This is a genomic window from Plantactinospora sp. BB1, from assembly GCF_003030385.1.
Taxonomy (GTDB): Bacteria; Actinomycetota; Actinomycetes; order Mycobacteriales; family Micromonosporaceae; genus Plantactinospora.
Genome location: NZ_CP028159.1, coordinates 157,635 through 173,431, shown reverse-complemented (window position 1 = coordinate 173,431; position 15,797 = coordinate 157,635). Strand labels below are relative to the sequence as shown.

At 73.6% G+C, this 15,797-nt stretch carries 9 protein-coding genes and 1 pseudogene; 8 read left to right on the top strand and 2 right to left on the bottom strand.

Annotated elements, in window-relative coordinates; all coding sequences use genetic code 11:
* Positions 1–28 precede the first annotated feature (28 nt).
* From C6W10_RS00770 to C6W10_RS00740, 7 genes and pseudogenes are all read left to right on the top strand, one after another.
* Positions 29–6,346, top strand: a complete 6,318-nt coding sequence (locus C6W10_RS00770) for a non-ribosomal peptide synthetase (RefSeq protein WP_107255887.1) — start codon at positions 29–31, stop codon at positions 6,344–6,346.
* Positions 6,347–6,548: 202 nt separating this feature from the next.
* The gene (locus C6W10_RS00765; RefSeq protein ID WP_199853233.1) at positions 6,549–7,580 is read left to right on the top strand and encodes a ParB/RepB/Spo0J family partition protein; all 1,032 of its coding nucleotides are present in this window, start codon (positions 6,549–6,551) and stop codon (positions 7,578–7,580) included.
* A 573-nt stretch (positions 7,581–8,153) separates the two neighbouring features.
* A complete protein-coding gene (locus C6W10_RS00760; RefSeq protein ID WP_159104397.1) occupies positions 8,154–9,272 on the top strand; it encodes a glycosyltransferase family 2 protein in 1,119 nt (372 codons plus the stop codon).
* Entirely contained in the window at positions 9,269–10,663 is a 1,395-nt protein-coding gene (locus C6W10_RS00755) for a condensation domain-containing protein (protein ID WP_107255885.1), read from the top strand. Before C6W10_RS00760 ends, C6W10_RS00755 begins: the two co-directional genes overlap by 4 nt.
* Before the next feature lie 42 nt (positions 10,664–10,705).
* Positions 10,706–11,860, top strand: a complete 1,155-nt coding sequence (locus C6W10_RS00750; protein ID WP_107255884.1) for a hypothetical protein — start codon at positions 10,706–10,708, stop codon at positions 11,858–11,860.
* Positions 11,861–11,862: 2 nt separating this feature from the next.
* Positions 11,863–12,906, top strand: coding sequence for a hypothetical protein (locus C6W10_RS00745; protein WP_234361847.1), 1,044 nt, complete (start codon positions 11,863–11,865; stop codon positions 12,904–12,906).
* A 33-nt stretch (positions 12,907–12,939) separates the two neighbouring features.
* A pseudogene (locus tag C6W10_RS00740) lies at positions 12,940–13,896 on the top strand (ornithine carbamoyltransferase); the annotation flags it as partial.
* 30 nt (positions 13,897–13,926) lie between these two features.
* On the opposite strand, the gene C6W10_RS39580 reads toward C6W10_RS00740, so the two are convergent.
* Entirely contained in the window at positions 13,927–14,478 is a 552-nt protein-coding gene (locus C6W10_RS39580) for a hypothetical protein (protein ID WP_369937601.1), read from the bottom strand.
* An 84-nt stretch (positions 14,479–14,562) separates the two neighbouring features.
* Positions 14,563–15,381, bottom strand: a complete 819-nt coding sequence (gene map / locus C6W10_RS00735) for a type I methionyl aminopeptidase (RefSeq protein WP_107263535.1) — start codon at positions 15,379–15,381, stop codon at positions 14,563–14,565.
* Between the two features lie 75 nt (positions 15,382–15,456).
* Here map and C6W10_RS00730 point away from each other — a divergent pair, with 75 nt between their 5' ends.
* Positions 15,457–15,753 (top strand): helix-turn-helix domain-containing protein, encoded by a 297-nt coding sequence (locus C6W10_RS00730; protein ID WP_107255881.1) that lies wholly within the window; start codon positions 15,457–15,459, stop codon positions 15,751–15,753.
* Positions 15,754–15,797 lie beyond the last annotated feature (44 nt).

Here is a 15,797-nt window from a genome sequence, read left to right as displayed (position 1 = left end):
CCGACGTACCGTCCGATGGGGGTCGCCCGTGACTGTCACTGAGAACGCGGAGGCCGGTGGCGCCGGAGCCGGTGAGGCGTACCGGCTCTCGCCGTTGCAGCAGCGGATCTCGACCGTCGCGGCCGGTGAGCCCGGGCCCTACCTGGTGCGCGGCGTGGTCGCGGTGGACGGGCCGCTGGACGTGTCCGCCCTCGGCACGGCCGTCGACGCGGTGGTGGCGCGGTACGAGATCCTGCGCACCGGCTTTCCCACCCTGCCGTCGATGAGCCTGCCGGTGCAGGCGATCGGGCCGGCCCGGCCGGGACGACTCGACGTGGACGGCGCCGTTCCCGAACCCGGACCCGACGCCGACGCCGTGGGCGGTGTGCGGACCCCGCCGCGCTTCCGGCTCACCCGGCTCGGTCCCGGCCGGCACCGCCTGGAGGTGACCGCGTCGGCGATGTGCCTCGACACCGGCTCGATCGGCCCGCTGACGGCGGCGATCGCGGCGGAATACCACGCTGCCGTCGGAGGGCCGGCCCCGACGGCCGAGCCGGTGCAGTACGCCGACCTGGCGGAGTGGCTCAACGAACTGCTGGAGTCGCCCGAGTCGGCCGCCGGCCGGGACCACTGGCGGGGACTGTCCGAAGAGGACGGCGTCCGGGAGGCGCTCGCCAGCGACCTGCCGTTGGTGGAACCAGCTCCCGACCCGCGATCCGACCGGTTCACGCCCCGGGGCTGTCCCGTCCCCGTCGAGGCGGAGACCTCGGCCGCCATCGACGATTTCGAGGCGACGTCCGACGCGGTGCTGCTGGCGGTGTGGCGGGTGCTGCTGGCCCGGCTCACCGCCGAGCGGCGGGTCCTGGTCGCGGTGGCCGCCGACGGCCGCGACGACGAGGAACTCGCCGACGTGGTGGGGCCGCTCACCCGGTTCACGCCGCACCTCGCCGCCGTCGATCCACAGTGGTCGCTGCGCGCCACCGTCGAGCGGCTCGGTGCGGCGGACGCCGAGAACGGCCGGCTGCACCAGTACTTCGGCTGGGACCTGCCGGCCGAGGCGGCCACCCCGTACGTCCCGCTGGCCTTCGAGTACCTCGACCTGCCCGGCGCCGTGCAGGCCGGCCCGGTGACCTTCCGGGTGGTGGACGCCGAGGGCCCCGCCGACCGTTTCGACCTGAAGCTCTCCGCCGTGCGTACCCCGGACGGGCTCGCGACCGTGCTGCGCTACGACGCGGAGGCGCTCGACGACGCCACCGCGTCCCGGCTCGCGGCCCACCTCGGGCAGCTGCTCCGGGAGGCGCTGAGCCGCCCCGACACCCCGATCGCGGAGCTGTCGCTGCTGCCCCCCGCGCAGCAGCGTGCCCTGCTGGCCGGCACCTGGCGGGCCGCACCGCCGCCGACCGTCGAGCCGATCTGCTTCCACCACCGCTTCCAGCACCGGGCGGCGAGCACGCCCGACCGGCCGGCGGTGGTGTACGGCGACACCACCCTCACCTTCGGCGAGCTGAACGCCCGGGCCAACCGGTTGGCCCGGCACCTGGCGACCCGTGGTGTCGCCGCCGAGACCCTCGTCGGGGTCTGCCTGCCGCCCGGCCCGGAGCTGCCGGTCGCCGTGCTGGCCGTGCTGAAGGCCGGCGGCGGCTACGTACCGCTGGACCCGGACGGGCCGGCGGAGCGGGTCGCGTTCCAGCTCCGCGACGCGGGACTGAAGCTGGTCGTCACGGTCGCCGAGGTCGCCACCCGGCTGCGCCTGCCCTCGGCCGAAATGCTGCGGCTGGACACCGACCTGCCGCCGGCCGACCCGGACGAGCCGACGGCGGACCCGGCGCCGGTGGCCGGCCCGGACAATCCCGCCTACGCCATCTACACCTCCGGCTCCACCGGGCGGCCGAAGGGCGTCCTGGTCAGCCACCGCGCGCTCGCCGCCTTCCACGACGCCATGCGGGCCGCCGTCTACGGTGGACACCTCGACCGACCCGCCCGGGTGGTGTTGAACGCCCCGGTCACCTTCGACGCCTCGCTGCAACAGCTCGTCCTGCTCCTGGACGGGCACGAACTCCACCTGCTGCCGCCGTCGCTGCGGCGGGACAACCACGGGCTGGTCCGGTACCTCCGGGGCCAGGGCATCGCGGCGGTGAACGCCACCCCCACCCAGTTGGCCACGCTGGTCGACGCCGGGCTGCTGGCGCCGGCCGGCGCCGACGGGACACCGCCGGCCCTGCTGATCGTGGCCGGTGAGGCGCTGCCCGGTCCGCTCGCCGCGACCCTCGCCGCCGCGCCGGCCACCGCCGTCTACAACTGCTACGGCCCGACCGAGGCGACGGTGAACGCCACCTACCTGCGGCTCACCGCCGACGTGTCGGGTGCGGCGCCGCCGATCGGCCGCCCCCTGCCCGGATACCACGTCTACGTGCTCGACGAGCGGGGTCGGCCGGTACCCCCGGGCGTGCCGGGTGAGCTGTACCTCGGCGGGCCGGGGCTCGCCCGTGGCTATCTCGGCCGCCCCGACCTGACCGCCGAGCGGTTCGTCCCGGACCCGTTCGGCGACGGTGGACGCCTCTACCGCACCGGCGACCTCGGCCGGTACCGCGCCGACGGGCGGCTCGACTTCCTGGGCCGGATCGACGACCAGGTGAAGATCAACGGCTTTCGGGTGGAGCCGGCGGAGGTGGCCGAGGCGCTGCGCCGGCACCCCGATGTCCGGGACGCGGTGGCGACGGTACGCGACGGCGTCGCCGGGCCCCGCCTGGTCGGCTACTACGTCGCCGGCACCGGGGCGCCGTCGCTCGACGCGCTGCGCGAGTTCCTCGGGGAGCGGCTGCCGCCGTACATGGTGCCGGCGGTGCTGGTGCCGATCGACGCGATTCCCACCACGCGCGGCGGCAAGGTCGACCGGGCGGCACTGCCGGCCCCGGACAGCAGCCGGCCGGAGCTGACCGCCGCGTACCAGGCGCCCCGGTTCCCGACCGAGGATGTGCTCTGCGCGGTCTGGGCGGCCGCGCTCGGCGTCGACCGGGTCGGCATCGACGACGACTTCTTCGCCCTCGGCGGTGACTCGATCCGGAGCATCCAGATGCGGGCGGTCGCCGCCGAGCGCGACGTCGCCTTCTCGGTGCAGCAGTTGTTCGAGCACCGGACCGTGCGCCGGCTGGCCGCCGCGATCGCCGCCGCACCCGAGCGGGCCGATCCGACCGCCCCGGCCCGGCCGGTCGGCCCGTTCGAACTGCTCGACGACGCGGACCGGGCGGCGCTGCCGGACGGCGTCGTGGCGGCGTACCCGCTCGCGGCGACCCAGGCCGGGATGGTCTTCGACAGCGAGTACCGCCCGGGCGCACCGGTCTTCCACAACACCCGTACCGCGCACCTGCGGGCGCCGCTCCACCCCGACCTGCTGCGCGAGGTACTCGACCAGATCGCGCGGGAGCACCCGATCCTGCGTACCTCCTTCGCCCTCACCGGATTCCGCGAGCCGCTCCAGTTGGTGCAGCAGACCGCGCGGGTGCCGCTGGAGGTGTACGACCTGCGGGACCTGCCGGCGGACGAGCGGGAGCGGGCGCTCGCCGATTTCGTCGCCGCCGAGCAGGCCCGGCGCTTCGACTGGGCCCAGGCCCCGCTGGTGCGCTTCGCGGTGCATCGCCGCACCGACGAGACGTTCCAGTTCACGCTGACGATGCACGAGGCCGTACTCGACGGCTGGAGCGTGGCGACGCTGCTGACCGACCTGTTCGGCCGCTATCTCGCCGCGGTCGGCGGCGCGCCGGTGGCGGAGCGGCCGTGTCGAGCCGCCTTCGTCGACTTCGTCGCGGCGGAACGCGACAGCGTGGCCCGGGAGGCCGACCGCGACTTCTGGCTCGACCGGCTCGCCGGCACTACCGGCACGCTGCTCTCGCCCGGGCGCGGCGGGCGCGGCGACCGGCACCGGCTGGTCGACGTGCCGGTGGACCCGAAGGTCGCGGAGGGGCTCGCCGGGGTGGCCCGGTCCCTGGCGGTGCCGCTCAAGAGCGTGCTGCTCGCCGCGCACGTCCGGGCCACGACGCTCGCCACCGGCGAGGCCGACGTCGTCACCGGGTTGGTCGCCAACGGCCGGATGGAGGTGGCCGACGGCGAGCGCGTCCTCGGCCAGTTCCTCAACACCTTGCCGCTGCGGGTCCGGGTCGGCGCGGGTAGCTGGGCCGAGCTGGTGCGCGCGGTCTTCGCCCTGGAGACCGCGCAACTGCCCCACCGGCGGTACCCGCTGACCCGGATCACCCGCGACCTGGGCGTCGCCTATCTGCTGGACACCGCGTTCAACTTCACCTCCTTCCACGTGTACCGGCAGATGGAGCAGGCCGGCGTCGAGGTGATCGAGACGGATCTGCGCGACCAGACCGGCCTGTCGCTGCTGGCCGACTTCGGCGTCGACCCGTACAGCGGCGCGATCCGGTTGGAGCTGAGCTGCACCGGCCTGGACGACGCCGAGGTGGACCGCCTGGTCGGCTACTACCGCGACTGCCTCGCGGCGCTCGCCGCCGACCCGGCCGGGCGGCAGGACCGGCTGCGCTCTCCGCAGGCCCGACCCAGCGGCGAGCCGGCGGACCGGGCCGGCGGCGAATCCTTCGCCCTCCGCTTCGGGCGGCAGGCCGCGCGCACGCCGCAGGCCCGGGCGGTCTCCTGCGGCGACCAGGTGCTCAGCTATGCCGAGCTGGACGAGCGCACCGCCGCCCTGGCGGCCCTGCTGCGTGGCCGGGGCGTTGGCCGGGAGAGCGTCGTCGGCGTGCTCGCGCCGCGCGGCGTGCAACTGCTGGTCGGTGTCGTCGCGGTGCTGCGGGCCGGTGCGGCGTACCTGCCGCTGCATCCGGGCGATCCGGCCCCGCGCCTGCGCGCGGTGCTCGACGGCAGCGCCCCGGCCCTGGTCCTGACCGGACCGGACTGCGCGGCGGTACTCGCGGAGGTCACCGACGGCGTCGCGACGCTCCCGATCGACAGCGGCGCAGCGGCCCCGATCGCCGGGGCGCCGCCGGCAGCCGTACCCGACCCATCGCTCGGGCACCCGGGTGACCTGGCCTGCGTCCTGCACACCTCCGGCTCCACCGGCCTGCCCAAGGGCGTACTGCTGGAGGCGGGCGGCGTGCTCAACCACCTGCTCGCCAAGATCGACGAGTTCGGGCTCGCCGGCGGCGACCGGGTGGCGCAGACCGCCCGGTCCACCTTCGTGGTCGCGGTCTGGCAGCTGCTGGCCCCACTCCTGGTCGGCGCCGAGGTGGTGGTGCTGCCCGACGAGGTGGTCGAGGACCCGACCGCGCTGGTGCCGGTGCTGGCGCGCGAGCGGATCACCGTCGCGGAGGTGGTCGCCTCGTATCTCGACGCGGCGCTGCGGCCGAGCGCCGAGCCGGTGCCGCTGCCCGACCTGCGTTTCATGATCTCCACCGGCGAGGCGCTGCCGGCCCACGTCGCCCGGCGCTGGTTCGAGCGCTACCCGGCGGTCCCGCTGGTGAACGCGTACGGGCAGACCGAGTGCAGTGACGACGTCGCCAGTTGGCACCTCGGCGCCGCGCCGGAGGGCGACAACTGCCCCATCGGCAGCGCCTACCCGCATGCCGGGCTGCACATCCTCGACGACGCGCTGGAGCCGGTCCCCACCGGCACGGTCGGTCACCTCTACGTCGGCGGCTTCGGGGTCGGCCGGGGCTACCTCGGCGATCCGGCGGGCACCGCCGCCGCCTTCCGGCCGGACCCGAGCGGGTCGGGGCGCCGGCTCTACGCGACCGGTGACCTCGCCCGGGAGCGGTTGGACGGCCTGGTGGAGCATCGTGGGCGGTCGGACCGGCAGGTGCAGGTCCACGGGGTACGGATCGAACCGGGCGAGATCGAGGCGGTACTGGCGGCGCACCCCGCCGTCGAGCGGGTCGTGGTGGCCACCGGGGCGGCGGTGGACGGTACGCCGAGGCTGGTGGCCTTCGTCGAGACCGGCGAAGCCGACGCGGCGGAGCTGACCGGACACGTACGAAGGCATCTTCCGGCGGCGTTCGTGCCGGCGGTGGTGGCGGTGACGTCGCTGCCGAGCAACGCCAACGGCAAGGTGGACCACGCCGCCCTGCCCTGGCCGTCGGCCGCGCGGCCGTCCTCCGCCGTCGCCGCCCCGCGTACCCCGACCGAGCGCGCCGTCGCCGACATCTGCGCCACGGTCCTGCGGCGCGAGTCCGTCGGTGTGCACGACGACTTCTTCGAGCTCGGCGCGGACTCTCTGACGGTAACGGTGCTGGCGTTCGAGTTGCGGTCGGTGTTCGGCGTGGACGTGCCGGTACACGAGGTCTATGACCAGCCAACGGTCGCCGGTATCGCGGAGTTTATGGAACGCGGCGGTCTCGAAACAGGGGCCGATGGTTGACGCGGCGCGGCGTTGGTGATAAAGCCGATAATCGACTTGGTGCTTTCCTAACCTGTCGTCTCCGAAACGCGCGTGTTATCGTCGGATCAGCACGGGGGTTAGGCTCTAGTCAATACTTCGTAACGGCAAAGCCGCTTTATAGTGGCGTTTGCCGCGACGCCGTGCCGTCGTTTCCAGCCACGGTCCTTCGGGGGGAGTAACGGTGGAGCAGAACGGCAGGAAGATCGTCGATCTTGCCCAGCGTATCGGGGCGGTGCCAGATGCCCTGCGTACCGATCTGGTCCGCATCGAGGAACTGAGGTCGGCGGACTCGCCCCGGCTGTCCGGCCTCAACATGGAGCACAGCCGGATGCTGGCGGAGATCGACGCGACACTGCCGCCGATCCTGGTCAGCCGCCGGACGATGCGGGTCATCGACGGGATGCACCGCCTGCACGCGGCGATGCTGCGCGGCGAGGAGTACATCGAGGTCGAGTTCTTCGACGGCAGCGAGCGGGAGGAGTTCGTCGCCGCCGTCCGCGCCAACACCGCGCACGGGCTGCCGCTCTCGCTGGCCGAACGGCAGGCGGCGGCCGCCCGGATCATCTGCTCGCACCCCGAGTGGTCGGACCGCGCGGTCGGCAAGGCCACCGGCCTCGCACCCGGCACCGTCGCCAGCGTCCGGCACCGGGCCGGCGCCGCCACGGTCTCCGCCCGGGTCGGCCGCGACGGCCGCACCAGGCCGGTGAGCAGCGCCTCCGGGCGCGTCCTGGCCAGCGAAATCATCGCCGCGCGGCCCGAGGCGTCGCTCCGGGAGATCGCCCGGGAGGCCGGCATCTCCCTGGCGACGGCCCGGGACGTGCGCGCCCGGGTGCGCCGTGGCGACGATCCGGTACCCCCTCGCGAGCGCCGCAACAACCACCTGATCGACGCCACCCGGCGCCCCCAGCCGGTCCCCGCCCGGGAGCCCTCCCGCGAGCCGACGAACATGCACCCGCAGTCCGCGCCGGAGTCCAGCCGGGCCGCCATCCTGCAGGGGCTGATGAACGACCCGTCGCTGCGCTTCACCGAGTCCGGCCGGAACATCCTGCGCTGGCTCAACCTGCGCGCCGGTGGCACCGAGGGCTGGGAGGAGGTCGCCGCCGACGTGCCCCCGCACAGCATCTACGTGCTGGCTGACCTGGGCCGTCAGTGCGCCGCCGAGTGGAGCGGCCTGGCCGACCAGCTCGAGCAGCGGGTCCGCCGGATGGCCTGACAGGCCGTCGCCGGCACACCCCGCAGCCCTCCGGGCAGCCGCCCGGCACGACGCACCCCACCACCCCTCGCAGCAGCCCGCCCGGCGCGTCGACGCCGAGCGGGCTGAGGTGTCTGGCGCCGCCGACGTCGAGTCCGGCTCGCCGATCGGGCCACCTCCGGCCGCGCTGAGGTCGTACCCGCCGGGGCGTGGACCACGCCCGGCGCACAGCTCTCCCGGTCGCCACGGATGGCCGGTCACCCTGGTCCGGCATGGTCGTGTCGTGGCCGATTTGCGGGCCGGTCACCGGCCCGAACGCGTTTTGCGACGTCCCGGATCGGGCGGGTCGAGAAGCGCGCTGGACCGGTCCGTGATTGCGGGTTAGGGTTCGGCAAGTCGCGTAACTGCCGTTGCAAGTCCTTTCGCAAGCGTATGCGCCAGTGGTCGCCGCCAACTTTGCTTGCACCTTTCACCGTCTGCATGGAGATAACGCATGCCGGATTCTGCCGTTGGATTGCAGGGCGTAACCGAAACTTTCGCTGACAATACGTATCAGTATGCATTCGGGGTGCAATCGCGAAAGGGTGCGTCATTGTGAGCGGCGAGTTGCCACCACCGGCGGCCGATCCACCAGGCATTTCGGTCGTGGTCCCGGTACGCGGGCGGGTGGCCGAACTCGCCGACCTCCTGGAGAGCCTCGCCGTGGCGGCGGCCCGCTGCCCGGCACCGGTGGAGGTGGTCGTCGTCGACGACTCCTGCGCCGAGGACGCCGCCCGGCACCGGGCCAACTGCGAGCGCGCCGGCGCCCGGTACGTGACCGGTCCCCGGCACGTCGGCGCGAAACGCAACCTCGGGGTCGCGCTGGCCCGCCACGACCTCGTGCTCTTCACCGACTCCGACTGCCAGCTCGCGCCCGACGTGTTGCAGCGGCACGTGTCGCGGCTGCACAGCGCGCCACGGCACGTCGCGGGCGTGGCCGGCCCGACCCGGGTCCGGGACAGCGACACAGCGGTCTTCCGCGTGGCACGCCGCTCGCCGTACCTGAACACCGCCTTCGACCGGCCGATCAGGTACACCCGGGTCACCTGGGCCACCACCTCCAACCTCGCGCTGCGCAAGTCGGCCTTCCAGCAGGTCGGCGGCTTCGCCGAGGACACCCTGACCGTGGTCGCCGGCGAGGACGTCGACCTCGGGCTGCGACTGAGCGCGGCCGGCTACGTCATCGAGTGCGACCCCAAGGCAGAGGTGATCCACCACCCGGGCAACAGCGAGTCGCTCCGCGCGGTGTGCCAGCGGCTCTACACGTACGGCCGGTCGGGACAGTGGCTCTCCCAGGTGCACCCGGGCCGGCGCCGCGCCAAGACGAACGCCGTCAGCGCCGTCGGCGTGGCTGCGGCGGCCGGTATAGCCGCCGCCCGGGTCACCCGGGGGCGCAGCCTGCTGGCCGCCCCACTCGTCGCCGCCGCGTTGCTGGCCCGGGACGCCTACCGCCGGTACCGGCCGGGCGACGGACCCCACCCGGTCCGCGACGCGGTGGCCTGCGCGCTGCTGGACTGGTCGAACGATGCCGGCAAGGCCGTCGCCGCCATCCAGCTCGGCCGGCCGGACTACCTGTTCGGCGAGTTCGAGTGGGTCGACGAGCCGACCCGCCGGGCGGCGACCAACGCCGATCCGTCGAGCCCCGACGGCGCGGCGGACGGGCAACCGCGATGAGTTCCGGCGCTCCCACCCCGCTGGCCCTGGCCCCGAGCCAGGAGACGGTGTGGGAGTTCACCAAGTACTTCGCGCCGGACGACCCCGGGCAGGCGAAGTTCAACGTCGTCCAGACCGTCGAACTCGACGTCGACCTGGACAGCGAGGTGCTCGCCGCCGCCCTGGCCGACGTGGCGGCGCGACACGACTCGCTGCGTACCCGCTTCCTCAGCACCGGCTGCGACCCGTGGGTCCGGGTCGACCCGGCCGTCGAGCCGCCGCTGCGGGTCGTCGACCTGCGCGACCTGGCCGGAGACGAGCAGGAGCGCGACCTCGCCGAACTCGCCTTCTCCGAGCGGTACCGGGACTTCGACCTCCTCGCCGGACCGCTCTGGCAGGTCACCCTGGTCCGCCTCGCGGCCGACCGGAACATCCTGCTCGTCTGCATGTTCCACGTGATCGCGGACGGCTGGTCGATAAGCGTGTTCCTGGACGACCTGGACGCGGCGTACCGGACGAGGAGCGGGTTGCGACCGCCGCAGCCGCCACCCGTGATCGGCTTCCAGGAGGTGGCCGAACGGCAGCGACGGCTGCGCGACCGGACGAACGGGCGGGCCGCGTACTGGCGGGCGGCGCTGACCCCGCTGCCCGGGCCGCTGCCGTTCCCGGTCGAGCACCGGAGCACCGACCTACAGGGCGAGGGACAGTACCGGTTCAGCCTCCCGCCGGAGGTCGCCGACGCGGTACGCGCCGTCGCCACCACCGCCCGCACCACGCCGTTCACGGTGCTGCTCGCGGCGTACCATCTGGTGCTCGCCGGTCGGACCGGCCAGCGGCGCCTGGTCCTCGGCAGCACCACCCTCGGCCGGGACACGCCCGACAGCACCGGCGTGATCGGCCAGTTCACCACCAACATCTACCTGCCGCTTTCGGCCGATCCGGGCCGCTCGTTCCTGGAACACGTGGCCACGGCGCACCGGGCCAACGTGGACGCGCTGCGGCACGCCGCCTCGTTCACCGAGATCGCCGACGCGGTCAACCCGACCTTCCGGCAGCAGCGACCCTGGCCGTTCATCCATCTCTTCGACGCCTGGTTCCAGTCGGCCGTACCGGCGCGGGGGGCGGTCCCGGAGGAGGGGGAGCGGGCGACCGCCGCACCCCCGGACGGCGGCGTGGAGAGCGTCCGGCCCGAGTGGTCGCCGACCGCACCACCCGAACGAATTCCACTGTGGATCCGACGGGGCGCTCCCGGCGTCGTGATCGACGCCGATCGCCGGGGCGGGGTGCTGCTCTACAACCCCAGCTTCTTCCGCCAGGAGATGGTCGCCGAGCTGGTCGGCCAGTACCAGAGCGCCGTGGCGACGCTCGCCGTGGCGCCCACCCGCCCGGTCGGCCCGACCGGCCTGCTCTAGCGCGGCCACCCGGCCCGGACGGCACCGGAGGAGACAGAAGACATGACGTTGTCGGAACGGACGCTGACGCTGGACGGTGCCCGCGTGCCGTACCGGTACGGCATCGACTGCGCCGCCGCCGTCGCGCAGTCGGTCGAGGCGGAGTGCGGCGGCAGCGGCTCGGTGCTGTTCGTCGTCGACCGGCACGCCCTGCCGCACGCCGAGCCGGTCATGCGACGGCTGGCCGGCCGGGCCCGGCTGGAGCGGTTCGTGCTGGACGCAGTCGAGCCGCGCAAGACCCTCGCCGCCGTGCAGGAGATCCTGGAGTTCGCGGTGGAACGGCGGGTCCGGCGCGGCTCGCTCGTCGTCGCGATGGGCGGCGGCCTGGTCGGCAACGTCGCCGGCCTCACCGCCGCGCTGCTCTACCGGGGTACCCGCCTGGTGCACCTGCCCACCACCCCCGTGGCGGCGTTCGACTCGGTGCTCTCCCTGAAGCAGGGGGTGAACCTCAGCGGTGGCAAGAACCTCTGCGGCACCTACTTCCCGCCCTCGCTCATCGCCTGCGACCTCGGCTGGCTGCGCTCGGTGCCGCACCCGCAGATGCTCACCGGGCTGGCCGAGATGGCCAAGAACGTGCTGATCGCGATGCCCCGCCTGGAGGACCAGTTCGTCGGGGCGGTGAAGGCGTTGGTCGACCGGCCGACCGACGGGCTGCTGGACCTGCTGGACATCGGGATCACCGCCAAGGCCTCCTATCTGGAGACCGATCCTCGGGAGCGGCGGCAGGCGCTGATCTTCGAGTACGGGCACACGGTCGGGCACGCGTTGGAGTTCACCTCCCGGGGCGGGATGGGGCACGGCGAGGCGGTCGCCTGGGGCATGCTGGTCGCCGCCACGATCAGCGCGACGGCGTACGGCCTGCCCGACCGTGAGCTGGATCGGCACCGTTTCCTGGTGTCGCTGCTGGAACTTCCCGACCCGGCGCGCCGCTTCCACGCCCTCGACCTGGCCGCCGTACGGGCGGTGCTGGCGATGGACAACAAGCGCGGCTACATCCGCTGTGCACAGCACGAGATTCCGATGGTGTTGCTCGGGGCGGACGGGCGACCGGTCTCCGCGCCCGACGGGCACCCGCTGGTGGCGGTCCCCGAGGCGATCGTCGGTACGGCACTGCGGGCGGTGGCGGGCCGGGCCGGCACCGGATGGGAGGCTTCGTGACCATGGAGACGCTGCGCTTTCTCGACCGGGCCGCGGTGAGCGCGTGCCTGCGCGAGATCGATCCCGTGGAGGTCGTCGCCGACCTGGTCCGGGCGCACACGCTGGGCCGCACCACGATGCCGGCCGAGGGCTACCTGAGCTGGACGAACGGGGAGGGCGCCTACAGCCGGGCGATCGCCATGCTCGGCGCGGTCCCGGCGGCGGGCGGCGGCACGGCGTACGGGATGAAGCTCATCAACGCCGCCGTGAGCAATCCGAAACACGGCCGTGAACGGGCCGGCGGGCTCAGTTTCGTCTTCGACCCGGAGACGGCACGACCGGTGCTGGTCGCCGAGGCGGCCCGGCTCAGCGCGGTGCGTACGGCCGCCTACACGCTGCTCAGCCTGCGCGAACTCGGCCCCGTCGAGCCGGACGCGGTCACCTTCCTCGGTGCCGGCGTACTCGCCAGCACCCACCTCGAACTGATGGTCGCCGGCTTCCCCACGCTGCGCCGGGTGTACGTCTTCGACGTCGTACCCGACCGGGCCGAGGCGTTCGCCGACCGGGCCCGTGCCGCCTATCCGCGGCTCTCGGTCGAGGTGGCGCCGGACGCGCGCCGGGCGGTCGGCGCGGCACCCGTCCTGGTCACGGTGACCACCAGCGACACGCCGTACATCCCGCCGTCGTGGTTGCCCTCGGGCGGCTTCGTCGCACACGTCTCACTCGACGACCTCACCGAGGAGGCGATCCTCGGCGCCGAGGCGATCTTCGTGGACGACGCCGACCTCATCCGGGAGAACCCGCGCCGGATCATGGGCCGGCTGATGCAGGACGATAAGCTACTGTGGACGGACGAGGACGGTTCCGCCGGCACGGCGTCGACCGGCCGTCCCCTGGACGGCAGCCTCGGCCAGGTCCTGCTCGGCCACCGACCCGCCCGGCGCCCCGGCACCGGATACGTGGTCAGCAATCCGTTCGGCATGGCCGTCCTGGACGTCGGGCTGGTCGACGCGGTCGCCACCGTGGCGGCCAGAACCGACGCGGGCGTGCGGCTGGAGCTGTTCTGAGAGTCGCGTCGACGTTGGAGGCTGCCCGTGTCGATGTCCGCGCCGTTCGTCGGTCCGCCACCGCACCGGTCCGCGCCGAGCCTGCTGTCCCTGGCCGATCTGCCGTTCGCCGCCCTCGACCGGCTGGTCACCCGCTCGGTCGAGCTGTACCGCGACCCGGATGTGGTGGCCACCGGGCCGCTGCGCGGGCGCAGCGTCGGCCTGCTCTTCACGAAGACCTCCACCCGGACCCGCACGGCCTTCACCGTCGCGGCCGGGCGGCTCGGCGCCCAGGTGGTCAGCTACGGCCCGGACGACCTGCAACTCGGCACCGGGGAATCGCTCGCGGACACCGGCCGGATGTTCGGCCTGATGCTCGACGGCCTGGTCGTGCGGACCGCGGGACCCCTGGCCGACATGCGGCTGCTCGCGGCGAGCAGCGGCATCCCGGTGGTCAACGCGATGGCGGCCGAGGAGCATCCGACCCAGGCCGTCTGCGACCTGGCCACCATCGTGCTGCACCGGGGCGACGTCGCGGGCGTGCGGCTGCTCTACGTCGGGGAGGCGAACAACACCGCCACCGCGCTGGCGCTGGGCGCCGCGGCGTTCCCCGGTGTCGACCTGACGTTCCTGACCCCGCCCGGGTACGCCCTGCCGGCCGCCGTACTCGACCGGGCCGCCGAGTGCGCCGCGGCGGGCGGTGGGCGGCTCACGGAGTGCCACGACCCGGCCGAGGCGCCGCGCGGCGTGGACTTCGTCTACACGACCCGGTGGCAGACGACCGGCACCAGCAAGGCGGATCCGGCGTGGCGGGAGACGTTCCGCCCGTTCTACGTCGACCAGGCGTTTCTGGAGCGGTCGCCCGGAGCGCTGTTCCTGCACGACCTGCCGGCGCATCGCGGCGACGAGGTGGCCGGGGCGGTCCTGGACGGCCCCCGGTCGATCGCCTGGTCCCAGGCGCGGATGAAGCTCTACAGCGCGATGGCGGTGCTGGAGTCCCTGTTGGGAGCCGTCGAGGATCGTGCCGCGAGCGACGGAGGGTCAGGGCGTCGGCTCGGACCGGCCGGCTTGACGACCCCGACCGGATCGGCGCAGCAGCCTGGCCCCGACCAGGGGCAGCAGGTGCAGCACGACGACGAGCACGGCCGTCAGCGAGGCGATCTGGCCGACTGAGAGTCCCTGCGGGGCCAGCACCAGGCCGGCGCAGGCGGCGGTGAGCAGCGCGTGCAGCGCAAGGCGCAGCGCGATCTTCCGGGCCGTGTCGTCCGGGTCGGCCGCCTCGCGCTCGGCGGCACTCCGCCGCAGTGTGCCGAGCATCGCCGAGATCGCGATCAGGACGGCGAACTGTAGCGCCCAGAGGGCGGTCCGCCCGACACCGGCTCCGTCGGTCAGCGACGGCACGACGATGGTCGTGACCGCGAACGCGACGAAGACCGGCGGCCAGGTGAGGACGAAGGCGTACGTCCCCGTCAGTGTCACCCTTCGGGTCGGGCTTACCTTCGGCAGGACCTGTTGCTCGATGCGGGCGATGACCTCGTCGGAGGCCCGCACCAGCTTGCCGGTCGAGCGCCCCTCGGGCGTCGGGCGGGACATGCCGACCAGACTAGTACCCCGACGAAAGTCCACTGTGGCCGACTGCGACGCCCCGGCCACCGGAGCGCCGGGGGCGGGCGGGGGTCAGGAGGCTGTGCCGGGCTTTTCGGCCAGCTCGGTCGAGGCGGCGCTCGGCGTGGGGCGGCGGGTCAGGACCCGGGGGCCGGCAGCCGTGATGGCGACCGTGTGTTCGGAGTGCGCGGTGCGGGAGCCGTCGGCGGAGCGGATCGTCCAGCCGTCCTCGTCGAACCTGATCTTGTCGGTGGAGCGGCAGAACCAGGGCTCGATGGCGATGGTGAGGCCTGGTTCGAGTTTCAGGCCGCGCCGGGGCCGGCCCCTGTTGGAGACGTGCGGGGCCTCGTGCATGGTGCGGCCGATGCCGTGGCCGCCGAACTCGCCGTTGACGCTGTACCCGTACGAGTCGGCGACCTCGCCGATCGCGGCGGAGATGTCGCCGAGCCGGCCGCCGGGCTGGGCGGCGGTGATGCCGGCCTCCAGCGCGACCTCGGTGGCCTCGATCAGCTTCAGGTCGGCCGGGTCGGGGGTGCCGACGATGACGGAGAGCGCGGAGTCGGCGACCCAGCCGTCGATGCCGGCTGCCATGTCGATGCTGAGCAGGTCACCGTCGCGCAGAACGTAGTCGTGCGGCAGGCCGTGCAGCACCGCGTCGTTGACCGACAGGCACAGCACGTTGCGGAACGGACCGCGACCGAACGACGGGGCGTAGTCCCAGTAGCAGGACTCGGCGCCGCGTTCGGAGATCCGACGCCGGGCGTGGTGTTCGAGGTCCAGCAGGTTGACGCCGACCGCGGCGACATCGCTCAGTTCGGCGAGCAACTCGCCGACGAACTGGCCGGCCACCGCCATCCGGCCGATCTCCTCGGCGGACTTGAACTCGATCACCACAGCCTCCCTCTCCACGTGCCGGTATTTTTATACCACGCCGGGTCGGGGTTGCTCCGGGGGTATCCTGCGGGCATGGTTCGCCAGCCGCTCACCGCCGAACAGATCGCCGCCGGCCAGCGCCTCGGAGCCGCGCTCCGGGCCGCGCGGGCCGACCGCAGCCTCGTCGAGGTGGCCCTGGCGGCCGGCATCTCTCCGGAGACACTGCGCAAGATCGAATCCGGTCGCCTTCCCGCACCGGCCTTCGGCACCGTGGTCTGCCTCAGTCAGGCCCTCGGCGTCCCGCTCGGCGACCTGGCCGACGTCTGGCTGGCCGACATGCCGGTCCGCCAGGCGTCCTGGAGACCGGCCGCCGCCCAGGCACTCGGGTAGGAAATCTGGTTCAGGAGTACCTGGGCGGGCCCGCCGGATTCGGG

Coding starts and splice junctions, on each gene's coding strand:
- C6W10_RS00755 (WP_107255885.1), top strand. CDS start 9,269: ATGAGTTCCGGCGCTCCCACCCCGCTGGCCCTGGCCCCGAGCCAGGAG.
- C6W10_RS00750 (WP_107255884.1), top strand. CDS start 10,706: ATGACGTTGTCGGAACGGACGCTGACGCTGGACGGTGCCCGCGTGCCG.
- C6W10_RS00745 (WP_234361847.1), top strand. CDS start 11,863: ATGGAGACGCTGCGCTTTCTCGACCGGGCCGCGGTGAGCGCGTGCCTG.
- C6W10_RS39580 (WP_369937601.1), bottom strand. CDS start 14,478: ATGTCCCGCCCGACGCCCGAGGGGCGCTCGACCGGCAAGCTGGTGCGG.
- C6W10_RS00730 (WP_107255881.1), top strand. CDS start 15,457: ATGGTTCGCCAGCCGCTCACCGCCGAACAGATCGCCGCCGGCCAGCGC.